This is a genomic window from Mongoliibacter sp., assembly GCF_007692705.1.
In the GTDB taxonomy this organism is placed as follows: Bacteria; Bacteroidota; Bacteroidia; order Cytophagales; family Cyclobacteriaceae; genus Mongoliibacter.
Genome location: NZ_REBN01000128.1, coordinates 62,627 through 81,847, shown reverse-complemented (window position 1 = coordinate 81,847; position 19,221 = coordinate 62,627). Strand labels below are relative to the sequence as shown.

At 40.7% G+C, this 19,221-nt stretch carries 16 protein-coding genes; 8 read left to right on the top strand and 8 right to left on the bottom strand.

What is annotated here, in order from left to right:
• The 4 genes from EA341_RS07075 to EA341_RS07060 all read right to left on the bottom strand — a co-directional run.
• On the bottom strand, positions 1-602 hold a 602-nt coding region (locus EA341_RS07075; protein ID WP_293012575.1), incomplete at its 3' end, for a hypothetical protein.
• 3 nt (positions 603-605) lie between these two features.
• A complete protein-coding gene (locus EA341_RS07070) occupies positions 606-1,880 on the bottom strand; it encodes a hypothetical protein (RefSeq protein WP_293012574.1) in 1,275 nt (424 codons plus the stop codon).
• Between the two features lie 186 nt (positions 1,881-2,066).
• The gene (locus EA341_RS07065; RefSeq protein WP_293012572.1) at positions 2,067-2,480 is read right to left on the bottom strand and encodes a nucleotidyltransferase substrate binding protein; all 414 of its coding nucleotides are present in this window, start codon (positions 2,478-2,480) and stop codon (positions 2,067-2,069) included.
• 73 nt (positions 2,481-2,553) lie between these two features.
• Entirely contained in the window at positions 2,554-4,002 is a 1,449-nt protein-coding gene (locus tag EA341_RS07060) for a trypsin-like peptidase domain-containing protein (RefSeq protein ID WP_293012570.1), read from the bottom strand.
• 188 nt (positions 4,003-4,190) lie between these two features.
• On the opposite strand from EA341_RS07060, the gene EA341_RS07055 reads away from it, so the two are divergent.
• From EA341_RS07055 to hslU, 5 genes are all read left to right on the top strand, one after another.
• Complete coding sequence (locus tag EA341_RS07055) at positions 4,191-5,357, top strand: 1-deoxy-D-xylulose-5-phosphate reductoisomerase (protein ID WP_293012568.1); 1,167 nt, start codon at positions 4,191-4,193, stop codon at positions 5,355-5,357.
• Complete coding sequence (gene rseP, locus EA341_RS07050) at positions 5,357-6,670, top strand: RIP metalloprotease RseP (RefSeq protein WP_293012566.1); 1,314 nt, start codon at positions 5,357-5,359, stop codon at positions 6,668-6,670. The genes EA341_RS07055 and rseP overlap by 1 nt, the downstream gene beginning before the upstream one ends.
• A gap of 476 nt (positions 6,671-7,146) precedes the next feature.
• Positions 7,147-9,636, top strand: a complete 2,490-nt coding sequence (gene lon, locus EA341_RS07045; RefSeq protein ID WP_293012564.1) for an endopeptidase La — start codon at positions 7,147-7,149, stop codon at positions 9,634-9,636.
• A gap of 11 nt (positions 9,637-9,647) precedes the next feature.
• Positions 9,648-10,688, top strand: coding sequence for a type IX secretion system protein PorQ (gene porQ / locus EA341_RS07040; RefSeq protein ID WP_293012562.1), 1,041 nt, complete (start codon positions 9,648-9,650; stop codon positions 10,686-10,688).
• 15 nt (positions 10,689-10,703) lie between these two features.
• Positions 10,704-12,110, top strand: a complete 1,407-nt coding sequence (gene hslU, locus EA341_RS07035; protein ID WP_293012561.1) for an ATP-dependent protease ATPase subunit HslU — start codon at positions 10,704-10,706, stop codon at positions 12,108-12,110.
• A 47-nt stretch (positions 12,111-12,157) separates the two neighbouring features.
• Here the strand turns inward: hslU and EA341_RS07030 are convergent, their stop codons facing one another.
• The 4 genes from EA341_RS07030 to EA341_RS07015 form a co-directional block, all read right to left on the bottom strand.
• Entirely contained in the window at positions 12,158-13,081 is a 924-nt protein-coding gene (locus EA341_RS07030; RefSeq protein WP_293012559.1) for an aspartate carbamoyltransferase catalytic subunit, read from the bottom strand.
• Positions 13,082-13,089: 8 nt separating this feature from the next.
• Positions 13,090-13,632: a bifunctional pyr operon transcriptional regulator/uracil phosphoribosyltransferase PyrR gene (gene pyrR / locus EA341_RS07025; RefSeq protein ID WP_293012558.1), complete on the bottom strand. Its 543-nt coding sequence runs from the start codon at positions 13,630-13,632 to the stop codon at positions 13,090-13,092.
• A 99-nt stretch (positions 13,633-13,731) separates the two neighbouring features.
• Positions 13,732-15,354, bottom strand: a complete 1,623-nt coding sequence (locus EA341_RS07020; protein ID WP_293012557.1) for a transcriptional regulator — start codon at positions 15,352-15,354, stop codon at positions 13,732-13,734.
• On the bottom strand, positions 15,351-15,800 hold the full coding sequence (locus tag EA341_RS07015; RefSeq protein ID WP_293012556.1) for an EVE domain-containing protein: 450 nt from the start codon (positions 15,798-15,800) through the stop codon (positions 15,351-15,353). The genes EA341_RS07020 and EA341_RS07015 overlap by 4 nt, the downstream gene beginning before the upstream one ends.
• A gap of 251 nt (positions 15,801-16,051) precedes the next feature.
• Here EA341_RS07015 and polX point away from each other — a divergent pair, with 251 nt between their 5' ends.
• The 3 genes from polX to EA341_RS07000 all read left to right on the top strand — a co-directional run bounded on the left by polX (position 16,052) and on the right by EA341_RS07000 (position 19,192).
• On the top strand, positions 16,052-17,761 hold the full coding sequence (gene polX / locus EA341_RS07010) for a DNA polymerase/3'-5' exonuclease PolX (RefSeq protein ID WP_367127034.1): 1,710 nt from the start codon (positions 16,052-16,054) through the stop codon (positions 17,759-17,761).
• A gap of 2 nt (positions 17,762-17,763) precedes the next feature.
• Positions 17,764-18,051, top strand: a complete 288-nt coding sequence (locus EA341_RS07005) for a hypothetical protein (RefSeq protein WP_293012555.1) — start codon at positions 17,764-17,766, stop codon at positions 18,049-18,051.
• 418 nt (positions 18,052-18,469) lie between these two features.
• Complete coding sequence (locus tag EA341_RS07000) at positions 18,470-19,192, top strand: hypothetical protein (protein ID WP_293012554.1); 723 nt, start codon at positions 18,470-18,472, stop codon at positions 19,190-19,192.
• Positions 19,193-19,221 lie beyond the last annotated feature (29 nt).

Genomic DNA, 19,221 nt, shown 5'->3' with positions numbered 1-19,221 from the left:
ATAAAAACCCCAAGTCTAAAAATCAGGTTATTGAAAATATAGGATTCCTCTCTGATGGACGAAAATCCCGGTGGTAATCCAGGAAGCGGTGGACCTTCACCTCTGACACCTTCAAAAAAGTAAGCGTGCTGCCTCCTGTAAGCCAGAGAAAAGGTGTAGTCTCTTTTGCCTGACTTGCTTCTGATCCTCCAGCCTATATTGGGGCTGATCATCAGCCCTCCTTCATACCATTGTTCACTGAAATTGTCCTGAACCCTTTTTTCTAAAAATGCTGAGGCATATCCCAAATCCATTCCGTAAAGGAACTTCGGTTTGCTATTGATATTTCCTGTGCCTCTCCATCCAAAGGCAATAGGTACTAAAGCAAAACCCGGATAGGTGTCCATTCCAAGCAAAACTCCTAAGGCATGTTTATCATGGATATGTACTCCATTAAGTGTCTGAAAGGAAAAGTTTATTCTTGTTTCCAGCTCCTCGTTCCAGGTCTTGACCTGGCCGAAGGATGGCCCCATTTCTGTATGACTGAAAAAACTGCCTTGCTGAGCCAAAAGTCCCCCCGACAAAAAGAGCAATAAGCAGAAAGTAAGGTGAATAAATCTCATGATTTACACGATAACTGGATTCTTGACTTGTACACAGCTCAGTTTATTAAGCTGGGCAGGATTACTGTAATCAAACTGACAGACTCCATCTGCACCTATTACAATCAGGGATTTGGGTCCCGCAATGATATCTACGGATTTCATATTTTTCAAAAATTCCAACTGATTGGCATCAATGGCCCTGACATCAGATACATTGAAGCTTTTGAGTCCATGTTTTCCTTCTGCCAGATAAAGATAGTTTTCAAAAAGAGAAAGCCCATGGGGATTGAGCATAGGATAGGCCTTGACCAGTTTTGGAGCGTAGAGGTTTTGAATGTCCAGGACATGGAGTTCGTCCACTCCAAACCGGCACATCGGACCTGACCTTAAGGTGACGAATGCAAATTCTTCATTGACAACTACAGGATCACATGCGGTAATGTGCTCATAGACTGACATCCTCTGTGGATCCGATGGATTACTGGCATCATAGATAAACATGCCTGTGGTGGATCCGATAAACAGTTTCTCCTGAAAAGGGAATATGGTTTCGATTCCCCATCCCAGATTGATATTCTTAAGATGTTTAGGATTATCAGCCTCTAGGACATCAAAAACCCTCAAGCTATAATCATCCACAGCATACAAATGGCTACTCTGTAAGGTAAACCTTGCCATGGATCCACCTTGTCCATAGCTTTGAGAGGCCGAATTTCTAGTTGAAGCAGCTGCATCCATGGCCATCCACATTCCCGGTCTGCCCTGCCATCCCCACATAAATTCTGAGTCAGAAGTCATCACAGTATCTTTAAAAGTCAGGATTGTCGATCTGCTCATATCTGAGTACATGTGTTCAAATACATCCTCTACCCTTTCTACCAAATTGATATTTCTGATGTTGCTGATGTCAAAAACTAATAAATCTACATAACTGTCGGCATAAAGAAAGTTTGAGTTGATAGCAAGGTCTACATTGCCTGGGATATTGATGAAGTTCACATTGCTTGGGGAAGAAGGATCAGTATTGTCCAGGATATGTATGCCCTTCTGGGGTTCATTGATAAAAAGGAAGTCTTCAAAAATGTAGATTTTCCCAGGGCTATCGAGAGGTTTAGCAGGTTCTATGATGATGTCTGCTTCCCTTACCGCATTCATATCCAAAAATACCGGAACCATTGTCCTGAAAGTGTAGCTGCTTTTTACTTCATCGTGACAGGAGGGCAGGGTCAGGAAAAACATAATTGCCAAGGAGTAGCACAAGGACCATCTGATGTGAGGTTTTTGCATTGTTTTCATAGCCAGCAAAGTTTAGAAAGAAGAAGAATTGTAGAACAACCTCAAGACGTCAACTTTCATTCATGCGCTACAATGACTCTGAATATTTTTTGATTTTTTTCTTATTCGAAATAAAATATTGGAAAAATAAAAGCCAGCATGTTTTTGGAGCATGCTGGCTTAGGTGTTTTTCAATATTCATTAAGTTCAATCGATTTTCTCTTTCATTTTCCTTTCAAAATTAAGGAGTAAGCGGTAATATTTCTTTTTAATATTGGAAAGAAAAATATGGTCAAATTCCTCGGGATATAAAGGGTTATATTTGATCCGATCAATAATCATGTCCATCCAACCCTTTCCATCATCAATCAGGTCTTCATTGAAAGCTTCCACAGTGGCATCCCTGGAACCGGTGAAAGGTGGACGCCCCTGTTTTTTGAAAAATTCACCTATTGTATTTAACGCAAGTTCGTGAGTATCCTCAAATGAGCGGATGAGTCTTTTTTCGTGGGATTCAGTCAAAGGGTGTTTCTCACTTTCACTCACCAGTTGACCCAGCTCTTCCAGAGAATCTTTGAAATCTTCAAAACACTTTTCGCAGGTTAATTCAGGGGCTTTCATTGGTTTTTAATTTATTTTTTAAGTTACCATTTTTTGATGGTTTAGACAATTCGATTTTTAATTCCTATTTCAATTACCTGATATTGTATGATTGCATAAATGTCTGTCCATTCGGTGTAACTCCTTCCAGTCTGAGTCTACCACTGAAGTCCTCTAGGAATTTCCCAGCCCTTTCGGGATTGGTAGCCGGCTCTCCGTTAATTTGAGTAATGATAAACCCGTTGTTCAAACCTAATTCTCTCAAATAACCTCTGGTCATTCCTGTGATTTTTATACCGTGGTTGATTCCTAACCGGTCTCTTTCAATAGCATTAACAGCTTCCAATCTTGCCCCAAGGATGCTTGAAGAGAAAAACTCTCTTTTTAAAATGCCAGTCCCACCTTCTAAGTTTTGTAGTGTCACAGAAGCTCTTTTTCTTTCATTGTTTCTGGTATATTCCACACTTATTTTATCTCCAGGATAGTGGTAAGAAAGTGCTTCCTCGAAGCTTCCTTTTCCTGTAATGGTGCTTCCTTCTATTCTGGTTATGACGTCATTCCGCTGTAATCCAGCCTTGTCAGATGCTCCATTCCGAATGACATGGGTGACGATGACACCATTAAGGTCATCAAGTTTCATTTCTTCGGCCAGTTCAGGTGTTATCTCCACTACATCTAAACCCGGAATAGCCTTTTGAACTTCACCATATTCAATAAGGTCATTGGCAATTTTGACGGCAATATCTACAGGTACAGCAAAGCCATAGCCCGTGTAGGACCCGGTTCTGGAAAGTATGGCAGTGTTGATACCAACCAATTCACCATTGATATTGACCAACGCACCCCCGGAGTTCCCTGGGTTGATAGGAGCGTCAGTTTGGATAAATGATTCAAGAGGAAACTCACCACCTAGGATATTGATTTGTCTTTCCTTGGCCGACACAATCCCAGCGGTGACTGTAGATGTGAGATTAAATGGATTTCCTACAGCCAATACCCATTCTCCAATTCTTAAATCCCTACTGCTTCCCTGTTTGATTGCAGGCATGTTGTTGGCTTCTATTTTTAAAACAGCTATATCTGTGTTTTTGTCTGTTCCTATGAGTTTGGCAGGATAAGTCCTTCTTTGATGGACCACCTCTATGGTTTCCGCCCTATCAATCACATGGTTGTTGGTGATGATGTAGCCATCTTGGCTGATTATAACACCGGAACCTGTACTTACCCTTTGAGTAGGTCCTGAGCCAAAGAAATAGTCGAAAATGCTATATCTTCTTTGATCAGTACCTGAAAAGTTTTTGATGAAAACCACAGAGGGAGTGCTTTTTTCGGAAGCACTTACGAAGGACACAGGGTTTTCGAGGCTGTTTGGCTGTGGGCTTTCAAAATTCACATTGTACCTGGGTTTTTCTTCCGCTGCCTGATACCAGTCAATGGTAGGTTTTTCTTCTTCGGAAACAAATTGCTGGTAGGACCAAGCTCCAGCAAGGCCTGCACAAAAAGCTACTAACACAAATTTTAGATTTTTCAACATGTACTTCATAACGAATTGTTCTGTTTGGGGTTAATACTTTTACCTTACCAAAAGGTGGGATTTAACAACTATTAATATACCAAATCTACCCTATTTCAAAAAGACTGAAAAATAAGCAGGAAAACTCCATGAACCTTGTAATTTTGTCAGATTGAAAATACCGACCAAAATTTGGTCTTTGATTCAAAATTGATTTCATGTCAGAAAAAAAACACGTAGCCATCCTTGGCTCTACGGGAAGCATCGGAACCCAGACCCTTGAAGTGATCAGGTCATACAAGGATAAATTTGAAGTAGAGGTGCTCACGGCCCAAAATAATGCAGACTTACTGATTCAGCAAGCGCTCGAATTTGTGCCCAATTGTGTGGTTATTGCCAATGAGCTTCTTTACGAAAAAGTCAAAGATGCTTTGACTCCCTTAGACATCAAGGTATACGCTGGACAAAAAGCCTTGGCTCAAGTGGTGGAGATGGACACTATTGATGTGGTCTTGACTGCACTTGTAGGTTATTCTGGTTTATTACCAACCATACATGCGATTGAGTCGGGCAAGCATATCGCTTTGGCAAATAAAGAAACGCTTGTAGTGGCCGGGGAATTGATCACCAGTATGGCCAGGGCCAAAGGAGTTAATATTTATCCGGTGGATTCCGAACATTCTGCTATTTTTCAGTGTCTTGTAGGAGAGTTTCATAATCCTATTGAAAAACTTATCCTAACGGCTTCAGGAGGCCCTTTCAGAGGAAAATCAAAGGCTTTTCTAGAAAGTGTTACCAAAGAACAGGCGCTAAAGCACCCCAACTGGGACATGGGTGCCAAGATTACGATTGACTCCGCATCTCTTATGAATAAAGGTCTGGAAGTGATAGAGGCTAAATGGCTATTTGGTGTTGAGAAAAACCAAATAGAGGTAGTTGTTCACCCCCAATCCATCATTCATTCTTTGGTTCAATTTGAAGATGGATCGATCAAAGCACAACTTGGTTTACCAGATATGCGTATTCCTATTCAGTTTGCCCTGAGTTACCCAGATAGACTAAAAGCTGATTTTCCAAGATTTGACTTTGCCAAATATCCGAACCTTACTTTTGAGGCACCGGATTCAGAAACCTTCAGGAATCTCAAGCTTGCTTACTATGCTTTGGAAAAAGGAGGAAATGCCCCATGTATTCTCAATGCAGCCAATGAAATCGCAGTGGCAGCATTTTTGAACGACGAGGTTGGCTTTCTGGAAATGTCTGATCTGATAGGAGAAACGCTTGAAAAAGCTACCTTTATCAGAAAACCGTCTTTAGACGATTACAAAGAGACTGACAAACAGTCCAGAATTATTACACAGCAATTAATAAAGAGTAAAGTATAATGGATACATTAATCATGGTGGCCCAGCTTCTTCTGGGATTATCAATTTTGGTCGGCTTACATGAGCTTGGCCACCTCCTCACTGCCAAAATGTTTGGCATGAGGGTAGAAAAATTTTCAATTGGATTTCCACCAAAGATTGCTGGTTTCAAATGGGGTGAAACAGAATATTCCATTGGGGCAATCCCTTTGGGAGGATTTGTCAAGATTACCGGAATGGTGGATGAATCCATGGATACCGAACAGCTTTCCAATGAACCTCAACCATATGAATTCAGGGCAAAACCAGCTTGGCAGCGCTTGATCGTGATGTTAGGAGGAATTATCGTCAATGTCATCACCGGGATAATCATCTTTGTAGTTCTGGTTTATCAAAAAGGCGAAACTTACTATTCTAGAGATCAGGTAGTTGAGCATGGTATTGTTGCTTATGATATTGGCAAAATGATCGGTTTTCAAGATGGGGACAAGGTGCTTGATATCAATGGGGAACCTTACAAAAGCTTAGGAGAATTATCAGGAGGAGAAGCTCTGCTTAGCAGCGGTGGATACTACACTGTTCAAAGGGGAGATGAGACCTTACAGTTGGAAATACCAAGAGGGTTCATCAATTCTTTTTCTGACGAGCAGAGCATGGGTCAGTTTATTGACATCAGACACCCTGTTAAAATATACGAAGTAGCTCCTGAAAGTCCTGCTGAGAATGCAGGCCTTCAATCTGGAGATAGAATTTTGGCAGTCAATGACCAGAGGGTAAGCTACATTGACGAATTGCAGAAGACGCTTTCTGATTTTAAAGGAAAGGAGGCTTCATTTCTTGTACAAAGAGATAATCAAGAAATAGAGAAGACTATTGCGGTATCTGATGACGGGACTATTGGTTTTCTAAACCAAAACCTAGAATTGGTAACCCAGCGATTCACCATTGGTGAATCCATGGTAAAAGGGACTGAAAGGGCTTTTGGAGTTGTCATAATCAATGCGAAAGCATTGGGTAAAATGTTTACAGGTGAAGTTTCTGCCAAAAATGTCAGTGGCCCAATTGGTATGGCGAAAATTTACGGCAGCCGCTGGGATTGGGTTAAATTCTGGAGTATTACAGGTTTGATTTCCATGATCTTGGCCTTCATGAACTTGTTGCCAATACCAGCCCTTGATGGCGGTCATGTGATGTTCCTGCTTTACGAAATGATTTCCGGTCAGGCACCCTCAGACAGGTTCCTTGAAAATGCCCAAAAAGTGGGAATGGTCCTATTGTTGGCACTTATGGTATTCGCAATTGGGAATGATATATTGAAGATTTTCACGGGATAATTAAAATTAATTCATTTGAAATCAAATGATTATATATGGGTGGGCTTTGGTGGCTTCACCCATATTTTTTATACTATTATCTGACTTTCATTATTACTGAGAACTATGAATAGATTTGGATTATTTTTAATCTACCTCTCACAAGTTTTTGTGGATGGGAATGCGCTCAATCAGGGGCTTCACCCTTTGCAGTGTGTAGGGATTGATGGTAGGATTTATATTCATAATGAGGTATATATTATATTCAGGATTTGATCCTTTTTTCAATATTCAAATCCAAAAAATTTCACGTTATAAATTCGAAATAGTAAATGGAATATGCTCAATCGGGCTCTTAAAAGATAAATGCTGTCTGCCATTTTGTTCATTTTAAGATTGTGGCATATACATTGAATTTATAGGGAGAACCTTCGTATTTTGAGGGTTCTTCTTTATTTTAATAAATTGTGACAGCTAGACTGTCATATTGTCTTTATATGAACAATTTTGAAAATCATTTATATCAATCACTTATGGTAGGGGAATTTGCAGGAGAGGGAGATCTTATTCAGCTCATCACAGATGACGAGGAGGACTCGATCAATCAGGTAGAAAATTTCGCAGATGAAATTCCTATTTTATCCGTAAGAAACACTGTTTTATTTCCGGGTGTGGTAATCCCTATTACTGTGGGAAGACAGCGTTCGATCCGACTTGTCAAAAAAGCCCAGAAAGGTGATAAAATGATAGGAGTTTGCGCGCAGATAAATCCACAGAATGACGATCCTTCTTGGGAGGATATATATCATGTGGGTACTGTAGCCAAAATCATCAAGATGATTGTACTGCCTGACGGAAACACTACCATTATCATTCAGGGCAAAAAAAGATTCGAAATAGCAGAAGCTATTAGTGAGGATCCCTACTTTGTGGCTAAGGTGAACTACCTGGAAGAGAATTTTCCCAAAAACAATAAAAAAATCAAGGCGCTAGAGGAGTCTCTTAAAGATGCAGCAGCGAAAATCCTTCTTCTGAATCCCGAAATACCCAGGGAAGCACAGGTAGCCCTTGATAATATTGACAGCACGCCATTTCTGACCCATTTCCTATCCTCCAACATCAATGCCCCAGTAGAAGCGAAGCAGAAACTCCTTGAAATCAATGACGGAGTAGAGCGTGCTACGCTATTGCTGGAATTTATGATGAAGGATATACAGATGTTGGAATTGAAATCTGAAATCCAGAAAAAAGTACATACTGATATTGATCAGCAGCAAAGGGATTATTTCCTCAGGCAGCAGATGAAAGTGCTTCAAACCGAACTTGGTGAAGAAGGCCCAGAAAAAGAAGTTGAAGAGTTACGCGCCAAAGGCTTGAAGAAGAACTGGCCGGCAGAGGTATCTAAGCATTTTAACAAAGAACTGGATAAAATTCTAAGGATCAACCCATCCGCGGCGGAGTATCCCATTGCACTCAACTATGCCGAGACATTGGTTGATCTTCCATGGAATGAGCTAACCAAAGACAATTTTGATTTGAAAAGAGCCAAAGTGATTTTGGATAAAGATCACCATGGATTAGAGAAAGTCAAAGAGCGAATTATAGAATACCTGGCTGTGCTAAAACTCAAGAATGACCTTAAAGGTCCCATTCTTTGCCTATATGGCCCTCCTGGGGTGGGTAAAACTTCCCTTGGAAAATCCATAGCCAAAGCTTTGGGTAGAAAGTATGTGAGAATGTCACTTGGAGGGGTTCATGATGAAGCGGAAATCCGTGGGCATAGGAAAACCTATGTGGGCGCTATGCCTGGCAAGATCATACAGAACATGAAAAAGATCAAGACCTCTAATCCTGTTTACGTTCTTGACGAAATCGATAAGTTGAGCTCTGATTTTAGAGGAGACCCGTCTTCTGCATTTTTGGAAGTATTGGACCCTGAACAAAACAGTACTTTCACCGACAATTACCTAGAGGTAGAATATGATCTTTCTAAAGTATTGTTCATTGCTACTGCCAATTCATTGGACTCCATTCAGCCAGCTTTAAGGGATAGGATGGAAATCATTGAAGTGACTGGATATACCATGGAAGAGAAGCTTGAAATAGCCAAAAAACACCTGGTTCCAAAGCAAAGAAAAGAACATGGATTGAAGGCTAAAGATATCGTTTTTGATAAAGCTGCTTTGGTGAAAATCATAGAACATTATACCAGGGAATCCGGTGTCAGGAGCTTGGAGAGGGTTATAGGTAAGGTCATTAGAAATATTGCCAAGTCCATAGCAATGGAGGAGGAGTACAGTAAAAAGATTACAGCACAAACGGTAAGGAAAATACTTGGAAGCGAGATTTTTGATAAGGAAATATATCAGGACAACAGTGTGGCAGGAGTGGTTACCGGCTTGGCCTGGACATCTGTGGGCGGAGAGATCTTATTTATAGAGACATCTATGAGTAGGGGTAAAGGTAAATTGACGCTTTCTGGTCAGCTGGGAGATGTGATGAAAGAGTCAGCAGTGACTGCACTTTCGTATCTCAAGTCAAAATCAGATCAATTGGGTATAGATTATAGGGTTTTTGACTACTATGACCTGCACGTACACGTCCCTGCAGGAGCAGTTCCCAAGGACGGTCCTTCGGCTGGAATCACTATGCTGACCGCCATGGCTTCGCTTTTTACCCAAAGGAAAGTGAAATCAAAAATTGCCATGACCGGCGAAATCACACTTAGAGGTAAAGTAATGCCTGTGGGTGGTATCAAGGAGAAAATCCTTGCAGCTAAGCGTTCTGGTATCAAAGAAATCATCCTTTGTGAGCGAAATAAAAGGGATATTGAAGAAATCGATGAAGAATACTTGAAAGGAGTGAACTTCCATTTTGTAGACAAGGTCGAAGAGGTATTGGATATAGCTTTGCTTAAATCTAAGGTTGAAAATGCTATGCAATTCACTTTCCCCAAAGAAAGTAATTCAGAAAATCTTGTGAATTAATTCAATCCCTATTGGAGCGGTCTGTCAGAAATGAAGTCAGAAAAATTTATTTTTCCGCAGCTTTTTGTTTCGGAATCATAGTGTTTTGCACATCAGATCTGCTTGCTCAAACCGGTAATGCTGCTTTTAATTTTATCGATAATCCTTCCCAGGCAAAATTAGCTGCTTTGGGTGGGGTCAATATCACTGCGGGAAAAGACCCCTTGATGTTTCTTTCCAATCCAGCACTTCTGGATAGTACTGTACTTCAAACGCCATCATTCCATTACTTGAATTTTCCTGGTGGAATCCAAGCGGCAACAGTAGGCTATACCTTTGAAGGCCCTTTTCGGGGAATATGGGGAATCGGGTTGCAATATATGGATTACGGCAGGTTTGAAGGTTTTGATCCTATTGGAATGCCTACGGGTGAGTTTGGTGCCAATGAGTTTGCTCTGGTTTTGGGATACAGTGAGGGTACCGAAGTATTTAGGTATGGTGGCAATGTGAAATTATTGGGTTCAGTGCTGGAAAGCTATCAGGCTTATGCTGTGGTTTTTGACTTTGGAGTCAATTATCACCATCCTGAACTGGATCTGATATTGGGAATCAATGCCCGAAATGTAGGGTTTGGTTTGAGTACTTACCTGGAAAACCAAAGCCTGCAAATGCCATCTGATCTAAGATTAGGAGGCAGCTTCAAACCGGAATACGCTCCGTTTAGGTTTCATTTAAGCCTACGTAACCTTCAAAATAGAGAAGTGGATTTCTTTATTCCGAACCCATCAAGAGGGGCTTTGGAAGTTGGAATGGCTGATAAGTTATTTAGAAGAGCAGTCTTTGGAGTGGAAATTCTGGCAAGTGAGCAATTAATACTTCGGCTTGGGTACAACCATCTTATCCGAAAGGAGTTTGAAACTGCAGCAGGTGCCGGAGCAGCCGGGTTTTCAGGTGGATTTGCATTTAGAGTGAAAAAATTCGAACTATCCTACGCAAGGATGTTTTACAATATACCGGGAGGTTCCAATGTTTTTGGAATATCGACCGCAATCAACGAGTGGAGAACGTTTTAATCGTTAAAAAAAATTATGAGAAACGACATCAATCATTTAACGCCCCGACAAATAGTGGGTGAGCTTGACAAATATATTATTGGGCAAAATGATGCCAAGAGAAATGTAGCCATAGCCTTAAGAAACAGGATCAGAAGGTTGAATGTAAAAACCGATATTCAAAAAGATATCGTACCCAACAATATCCTGATGATAGGCTCGACCGGCGTAGGTAAAACTGAAATTGCCAGAAGGCTTGCCAAAATAGCCAATGCACCTTTTACAAAAGTGGAAGCATCCAAATTTACCGAAGTTGGATATGTGGGACGAGATGTGGAAAGTATGGTCAGAGACCTGGTAGAGCAGGCAGTTCATTTGGTGAGAGAAAATAAAAATGAGCAGGTAAAAGAGAAAGCTGCAGAAGCTGTTGATGAAGCAATATTGGATATTTTGATTCCACCTGTGAAGTCTCCGGGGTTTTTGAGAACTTCTCCAGGTCAAACCAACCCTGACTTCAATCCTGAAAGTGCATCGGAAGATGAACTCAATGAAAGAACAAGAGACAGGTTTCGTGAAAAGCTCAAAAATGGGGAGTTGGAAGACAGGAAAATTGAAATTAATGTAAAGCAAAGTCCTCCTGTAGGAATAGGGATGATAGGCAATGGTATGATGGACGACGCAGCCATGTCTGGGATTCAGGATATGATTTCCGGTATGATGCCTAAAAAGACAAAGAAAAGGAAGTTAACCATTGCTGAGGCTAGGAAAGTTTTGATGGAAGAAGAAGCCTCCAAGCTTATAGATTTTGATGAAGTAAAAGAGGAAGCCATCTGGTTGGCGGAGAATAACGGGATTATTTTCATAGATGAGATTGATAAGATCGCTTCCAAAAGTGGTAAAGGAAGTGGAGGACCTGATGTCAGTAGAGAAGGTGTTCAAAGAGATCTCTTGCCTATAGTAGAAGGAAGTGCTGTCAACACCAAGTATGGCATCATCAATACGGACCACGTATTATTTATTGCTGCGGGTGCATTTCATGTAAGTAAGCCATCTGACCTCATTCCAGAACTTCAGGGTAGGTTCCCAATCAGGGTAGAGTTGAGCAGTCTGACAGAAGACGATTTTTATAGGATTTTGAAGGAACCAAAAAACGCATTGACCAAACAGTATCAGGCTTTATTTGGAGCAGAGCAGGTCCATTTAGAGTATAATGATGAGTCAATACGGGAGATTGCGAAATTGGCATTTAAGATTAACGAGGAAGTAGAAAACATTGGGGCCAGAAGACTTCATACAGTGATGAGTCATCTACTTAATGATTTCCTCTTTGATGTCCCTGATACCATAGAGGCCAATTCTAAGATCATGATCACTAAAGAAATGGTGGATGAAAGACTTAGTTCTCTTGTCAAAAACAGAGACCTTTCACAATACATTTTATAAAAATTAAGGGCTGCCATTTCGGTAGCCCTTTTTTAATCTCTGTTTTTTTATCTCACCCCAGCTAAAAGATACAAGACTGCCATTCTTATCGCTACTCCATTTTCGACCTGGTGCAAAATAATAGAGTGTTCTGAGTCTGCGACATCTGAATTCAATTCTACACCTCTGTTGATGGGGCCTGGGTGCATGATGACTATTTCCTTATCAAGACGGTCAAGCATTTTTTTGTTTACTCCGTAGAAAAGGGAGTATTCACGTAGCGAGGGGAAATACTTAATTTGTTGACGCTCAAGTTGAATCCTAAGAATATTGGCTACATCGCACCATTCCAATGCTTTTTGAATATCATATTCTATTTTGACTCCAAGTGAAGCGATGTGCTTGGGGAGTAAGGTGATCGGTCCACAAACCATCACCTCAGCTCCTAACTTTTGAAGACAGAATATATTGGACAATGCCACCCTGGAATGCAATATGTCTCCAATGATAGCGACCTTTTTCCCCGCCACATCGCCAAGTTTTTCTCGGATGGAAAAGGCATCTAATAGTGCCTGGGTAGGGTGTTCATGTGTCCCATCTCCTGCGTTAACAATATTGGCTTTGATATTTCTGGAAAGAAAGTGGGGCGCCCCGGGGCTGCTGTGTCTCATGACTACCATATCCACCTTCATGGATAAGATGTTGTTTACGGTATCAATCAGGGTTTCACCTTTCTTCACCGAACTGTTGCTGGATGAAAAGTTGACAACATCAGCTGAAAGTCTTTTTTCCGCCAGTTCAAAGGATAGCTTTGTACGGGTTGAATTTTCAAAAAATATATTGGCAATGGTAATATCACGTAGTGAAGGGACTTTTTTGATAGGTCTGTTGAGGACTTCTTTGAAATTGTCTGCCGTCTCGAAGATCAGCTGAATGTCTTCTGCTGTGATGTCTTTTATTCCTAGTAGGTGTCTGCTGCTGAGTTGTGACATAGTAGGCTTTATACTTTTTCAGTGATCCAAATGGAGTCTTTTTCAAATCCGTTCTCTACCCATTCTACAGAGACGTACTGGCTTTCCAAGGTATTAACTTTGACCCCACAATAATCTGGCATGATGGGGTAATCTCTGGTATATTTCCTGTCTACCAGAACCATGAGTTCAACTTTTTGTGGTCTTCCAAAAGCAATCATGGCATCAAGAGCAGCTCTCACAGATCTCCCTTTGTAAAGCACATCATCGATTAGAATCACCTTTTTGCCCTCAATGAGGAAATTAACCTTTGTCTCGTTTGCTTTGAGTGGGAGGTCCCTTCTTCTGAAATCATCCCGATGAAAAGTAGCATCCAGGTAGCCATAAGGAACTTCCTGGCCGGAGATTTCCTGGATCAAATCAACGATTTTGTCCAATACAATTGGCCCTCTAGGTTGGAGGCCTAAAAATACAGTATTCTCGAAGTTGTCATGATTTTCGATCAACTGATGGCAGAAGCGCTTGAGGATGATGGCGATTTGCTGTTGATCCAGTACAAGTCTTTTTTGCATGGCTTTGCTTTGGATGCAAATATAAACATAATTGAAGAAGTTGGAAGTAAGCTGAAGATTCACATAGCTGATTTACCGAAAAACTAATTGTAAATATGTTCAATCTTCATCAGGAACGTAAAGGTCTCCATCAACTTTTATTTTAGTCATAAAAAACACATCCCTTGTCTCTTCTCTGTTTTGGTCGTTCAGAAACCGGATTTTCTGCTTGCCGGATAACAGAAAATAGTCACCATACCACCAACTCAGGCTGAGACTTTGTTCTTGGGTATCGCGTATTCGTTCACTTTCATTGATCAACTCAAAATCAAATGGGATATTTTCAAATATTACCTCTGCATTTTTCATATAACTCATTTTGAGTTTTCCCCAATCCAAATACAGGTAATGCAGTTTTTGTCCGTCATAAGCAATTTCTCCAAATTTACCGGGATAGTCCACCGTCTTGTTTTCGAGATTGAAGGCATTGTCCCATATTACCCGCCCCTCCCTGTCGATAAAGATGAAGTAAGAAGATAGAAATTTATATGAGCCATTCTGTTGCCAATTGGAGTAGGGGTGCCTTGGGGAATAAAACATGGGATTATAGTGGTATCCACTCACAGGGCCATGAAAAAGTGTTCTGTTTGGGAAGAATCTATAAGCATCATTTGCATACATACCATCACGAGGGATATACCTGGGATTGGTGGCAATGAAATGATCATTATGTAATAGGAAACCATCTTCCATGGGAACGATTTCTCTTGTTGACAAAACATCAGTGATATAGGGTGTTTTGCCCTTCCTAAGCGTTCTTTCCAAGCTCCTTAATTTTCTTTCCTGTTGTTTTTCAGGCAGGTAGCTATAGAAATTTGGAAAATCCTCCATGGTGTAAAACTTGGTTTCATATTCCCCAAATTGATTGATATCAGTAATATATAATCCGAGGTAAGCTTCCCGCCTTTTCTTTCCGTAAGTACCGAGGATACTCTGCTGGTATTCAAAATAAGGAGTAAGAAGACCTTCTGTGAACTCATTTTCTCTCGGATTTGGGTTTGAGATATTGACCTCTCGGATTTTATTGCCTTCATCGTCAAAACTAAACACGGTCAATTGTTTATCTTTTAATCGGTCTCTTTTGCTGAGAAGTACATCTATTAAGCCCAGCTCCGTATCTTTTCTGATTTGAAGAACATTGGTATCCTTGGAGTATACACCCTGAACAGTGAATAAGTCATTGTTCTCAATATTCAAGATCTGGACAAGAGGCCTCATCTCGGAAATGCCTAAAAACACAGCTTTTCTATTGAGTACAAAAAATTCCTGTAAATCCATGGCATGGACATACTCTAAGAGAATTTCATTTACTTCTTCAGTTTTGAGATTTATCTCTAGTGCATATCTATCGGAGGTGGCGCTGCTGCCTTTTTGGAAAAGGGCGTAAAAATAATCACCGTCTAAATCATAACCTGCCAAGTCAAAATTATCTTTGATCAAAACTTCAGAAAAACGCTCCACTTCCAATTGAAAGTCTGTCAGAATCAATTGGAGTCTAGTGCGGAGGTTGAAGCCCCTTTCAGGTTGGGACCGAAAGGCGATCAAGCCACCAGGTCTATTCATGACCATAAAATCTTTTTCCTGATACTTGGATTCAAATTCAAACCTTTCTACAAACATTACCTGAGCCTGTAGAGACTGTTGAAATAAAAGAAAACCTAAAATGAGTACTATGGATTTCATGAAGTAGAATTGATAATATGGTCGAATTCGTGCTTTTCTACCGGCATTACGGATAGCCGGGATTGTTTTAATAGGAGCATGTCACCAAGCTTTGGATCCATCTTGATCTGGTCAAGTCTAAGTTGTTGTTTGAATAATTTCTTAGCCATAATGCGGACGGCGACCCAGCCCTTTCCTTCTTTGTCTTTCGCATCGAGGAATGATTCTTCGGTAACTTTCGCTAAGCCAACAATCGCTTTTTCTTTTCCAGAGTGATAATATAAGACAAGATCCCCTAATTCCATCTCTTTCAAGTAGTTTCGCGCTTGATAGTTTCGGACGCCATCCCAAACAGTATCTTTGGTCTCTTGCAGGTCTTGGTAACTGAATTCCTCCGGTTCGGATTTGACAAGCCAATATTTCATATGATTATAATTTCTTTCAATGGTCATATGGAATCTTCGCATGGTTTACAATCATCCCAGTGTGTGATCCCGTAGGTACGGGATCATGCTCGATTTCATATGATTATAATTTGTTTTTATAAGGTCACCCTGATGGATCGGGGCAGGCTATGGAATCCCTGCCTGTCTGGTAGGCAGGCTCAATTTCATATTTTCAGTGTTTTTATGTCAGGCATAAGATAAGTTTTAGGATTTTAATTTGAAACAATTATTGATGACATTTGTCCTTAACAGTAACCTAATTCCCTAAAGTTTTGGATCAAAAAAGCATAATACGCCAACTCAAACTCATTATCAAGCTTATGGAGCTTCATGATGAGAATACTTTCAAAATCAGAAGCTACCAATCTGCAGTCAATGCCGTAGAGCGAGGAGAAGATGTTTCCATCGTGGATAAAAGCATAGAAGAGCTTCAGAAAATCAGCGGAGTTGGCAAAAGCATAGCCGAGGTAATATATTCTTTTTACACGACAGGAAGCAGTGCATACTTAGATGAGCTCTTGGACAAAACGCCAATGGGTATTCTTGAGGTTTTGGAAATCAAAGGTCTGGGACCTAAAAAAGTCAAAGTACTTTGGGAGCAAATGGATATTACTTCCACACACGAACTCTTAGAAGCATGCCAAGCGGGTCAGGTCGCTAAAATCAAGGGTTTTGGTGAGAAGACACAGGAAAGTATCATACAGGCATTGGAGTTCAGGGCTGCCAATATGGGTAAATGGCTCTTTGCGGATATAGAGGAAAGTATGGAGAGCCTCGGCCGAAAGCTAGCTGAAGTAAAAGGGGTAAAGAAAATCGTAGCGGTGGGAGATTTTGCCAGGAAAATGGAGATCATTGAAACTGTAGAATGGCTGATCTCTTCCGAAAACCATCAAGATGTAATGGCTGGATTGGATAACGTTGAAATCCTGGAAAAAGACCTGAAAACATCCAGTCCATTTAAGTGGAGAGGAAAGCTCAAGGACCCTGAGGTACAGCTTCTGATTCATTTGTCCGAAGACAAGAATTTTATAAGCGAAAAATTACTGAGAACAGGGAGCAAAGCTCATTTGCTTTATCCGGTAATGGAGAATAAAACTATGGCAGCGATTATCAGGGAAACACAGGATGCTGTTCGGGAAGAAGAAATATACGAGAAAGCAGGATTGTCTTGGGTACCTGAAGAATTGAGGGAAGGTTTTATAGAATTCGACTTGAGCAAAAACGGAGGATTTGATAAACTTATACAGGAAGATGACCTGAAGGGGATTTTACACAACCACTCTACCTATAGTGACGGCAAGCATACATTGCGTCAGATGGCAGAATTCTGTAAAGAACAGGGGTATGAGTATTTAGGTATTTCAGACCATAGCAGGACAGCCTCTTATGCAGGCGGATTGGATATTGATAAGGTGTATAAGCAGCAAGAGGAGATTGATAGACTCAACAAAGAACTTGCTCCATTCAGGGTTTTCAAAGGAATTGAAAGTGATATATTAACTGATGGCAGTCTGGATTACCCCAAAGAAGTGTTAGCGAGTTTTGATTTTATTGTGGCTTCCATCCATTCAGGATTGAGTATGGATCGAAAAAAAGCTACCGCCAGACTCCTTAAAGCTATTGAAAACCCCTACACTACTATATTGGGGCATCCTACAGGCAGGTTACTTCTGAGAAGAGAAGGGTACCCTGTGGATCACAAAGTAATCATCGATGCCTGTGCGGGCAATCATGTGGTGATCGAAATCAATGCAAACCCTTGGCGCCTTGACTTGGATTGGAGGTGGATTCAGTATGCGCTCGAAAAAGGAGTCAAATTAGCCATCAATCCTGATGCTCACGAAATGGAAGGATATGCTGATATGCGATATGGTGTGATTGCAGGCAGAAAAGGAGGGTTGACAAGAGAAATGACTTTTAATGCGCTGGGCTTAAAGGAAATGGAAAAATATTTTGAAGAGAGAAAAAGTAAAATCAAATAAGTATGAATTGGATGAATAAGGATGAGGGCCTACTATTGCAACGGTCCTTTATTTTTGGAATTACCGGAATAGCATTGTGTTTATTGGCGCTGATCAACCTCAATCTCAATTTACTGGAAGCACCGATGGGCCCCTTGAACGGAGTCGGGATAGCATTACAACTTTTTGGCTTAAGTATAGCAGTGATGGTCATGAGGAAAAGAAAAATCACTGATAAGACAAAAGAGAAAGCCAAAAAAATGATTTTGGTACTGGGAGTAGCCTTGATATTCTTTTTTATGGTAATCTAAATTTAAATCAATGATCCTGATACAGGAGAGTTATTTTCGATTTGGAAAAGTTATTTTAATGAGCTTGGGATTGCAGTACCGGAAGGTGAGTTGGGTCTCAACCCTGGGGGAATGTCCCTTGAAACCATACTGGTAATGTTGGAAATAGAATGATTTTTCAATTTTTCTTAAAATCACCCATAAGGGTGAAGCATCAAGGTGTTTTATTTTTCAATTTTAGCTTATCAAATTTCAAGTTTTAAAAAAAACGGAATTTGTAACCACATGCAGGCCTCATGTAATTGATTGTTCCCGTTGAGAGAAAATGGGTTTTGGACTTCGGTATGCTCTACAAGTACTTGCAGGAGCATTATCAGCTGTAGTGAACAGCTTAATTACGATTTTTCAAATAAATAATTTAACATCAATTGCCAAAAACATGAGAAAAATAATGAATGATTCTATAAGGTTTGCTGCATCGATTGCAGTGATGTTGATATGGTCAGCCTGTATGACTGAGAATATCAACGAACAATCTCCTTCACTTTCAGAGAGTTCAGAGGAGTTGAGTGATGGTGTTTTCCTCTTGGAAAATGATGAGATAGCGGAGTTTTTAAGACAAAATCCTTCAAACCAAAATAGGCTGCTAGCCCAAATACGACAAGCGACTGTCAAGTACCATGATTTTGATGCTGCTGTTGCTGATGGCTATATGCTAGACCATTGTGTACAGCATCCTGAACTAGGGGGAATGGGCCATCATGCACCCAATTTTGCGTTGGTCATGGCTGGGTTTGATCCTTTGGCTCCCTCCGTCCTTTTATATGAACCTCAGAAGAATGGTAGGCTCAAGCTTGTAGGTGTGGAGTACATAATTCCGTCCACGCCTCTTTTTGAAGGGGATGTAGATGAGTTGGATCCGCCAATGTTGGGAGATGTTCCTTTCGATAATCACCGTTGGGGCAAAATGGTCCCAGTATTGGATGCGGAAGGGTTTCCTGTTTTAGACGAAAATGATGAGCCTGTAATGAGGTTCCAGCCGGATCGTGGCGGACCTTCATTACCCCATTACCAATTGCATGTATGGTTATGGAAAGCAAACCCTTCAGGTATGTATTTCCCTTTCAACCCTAACGTAAGCTGCCAGTATGCAGGACACTGACATATCCAAATGAAGAGAACGCAGGTTAA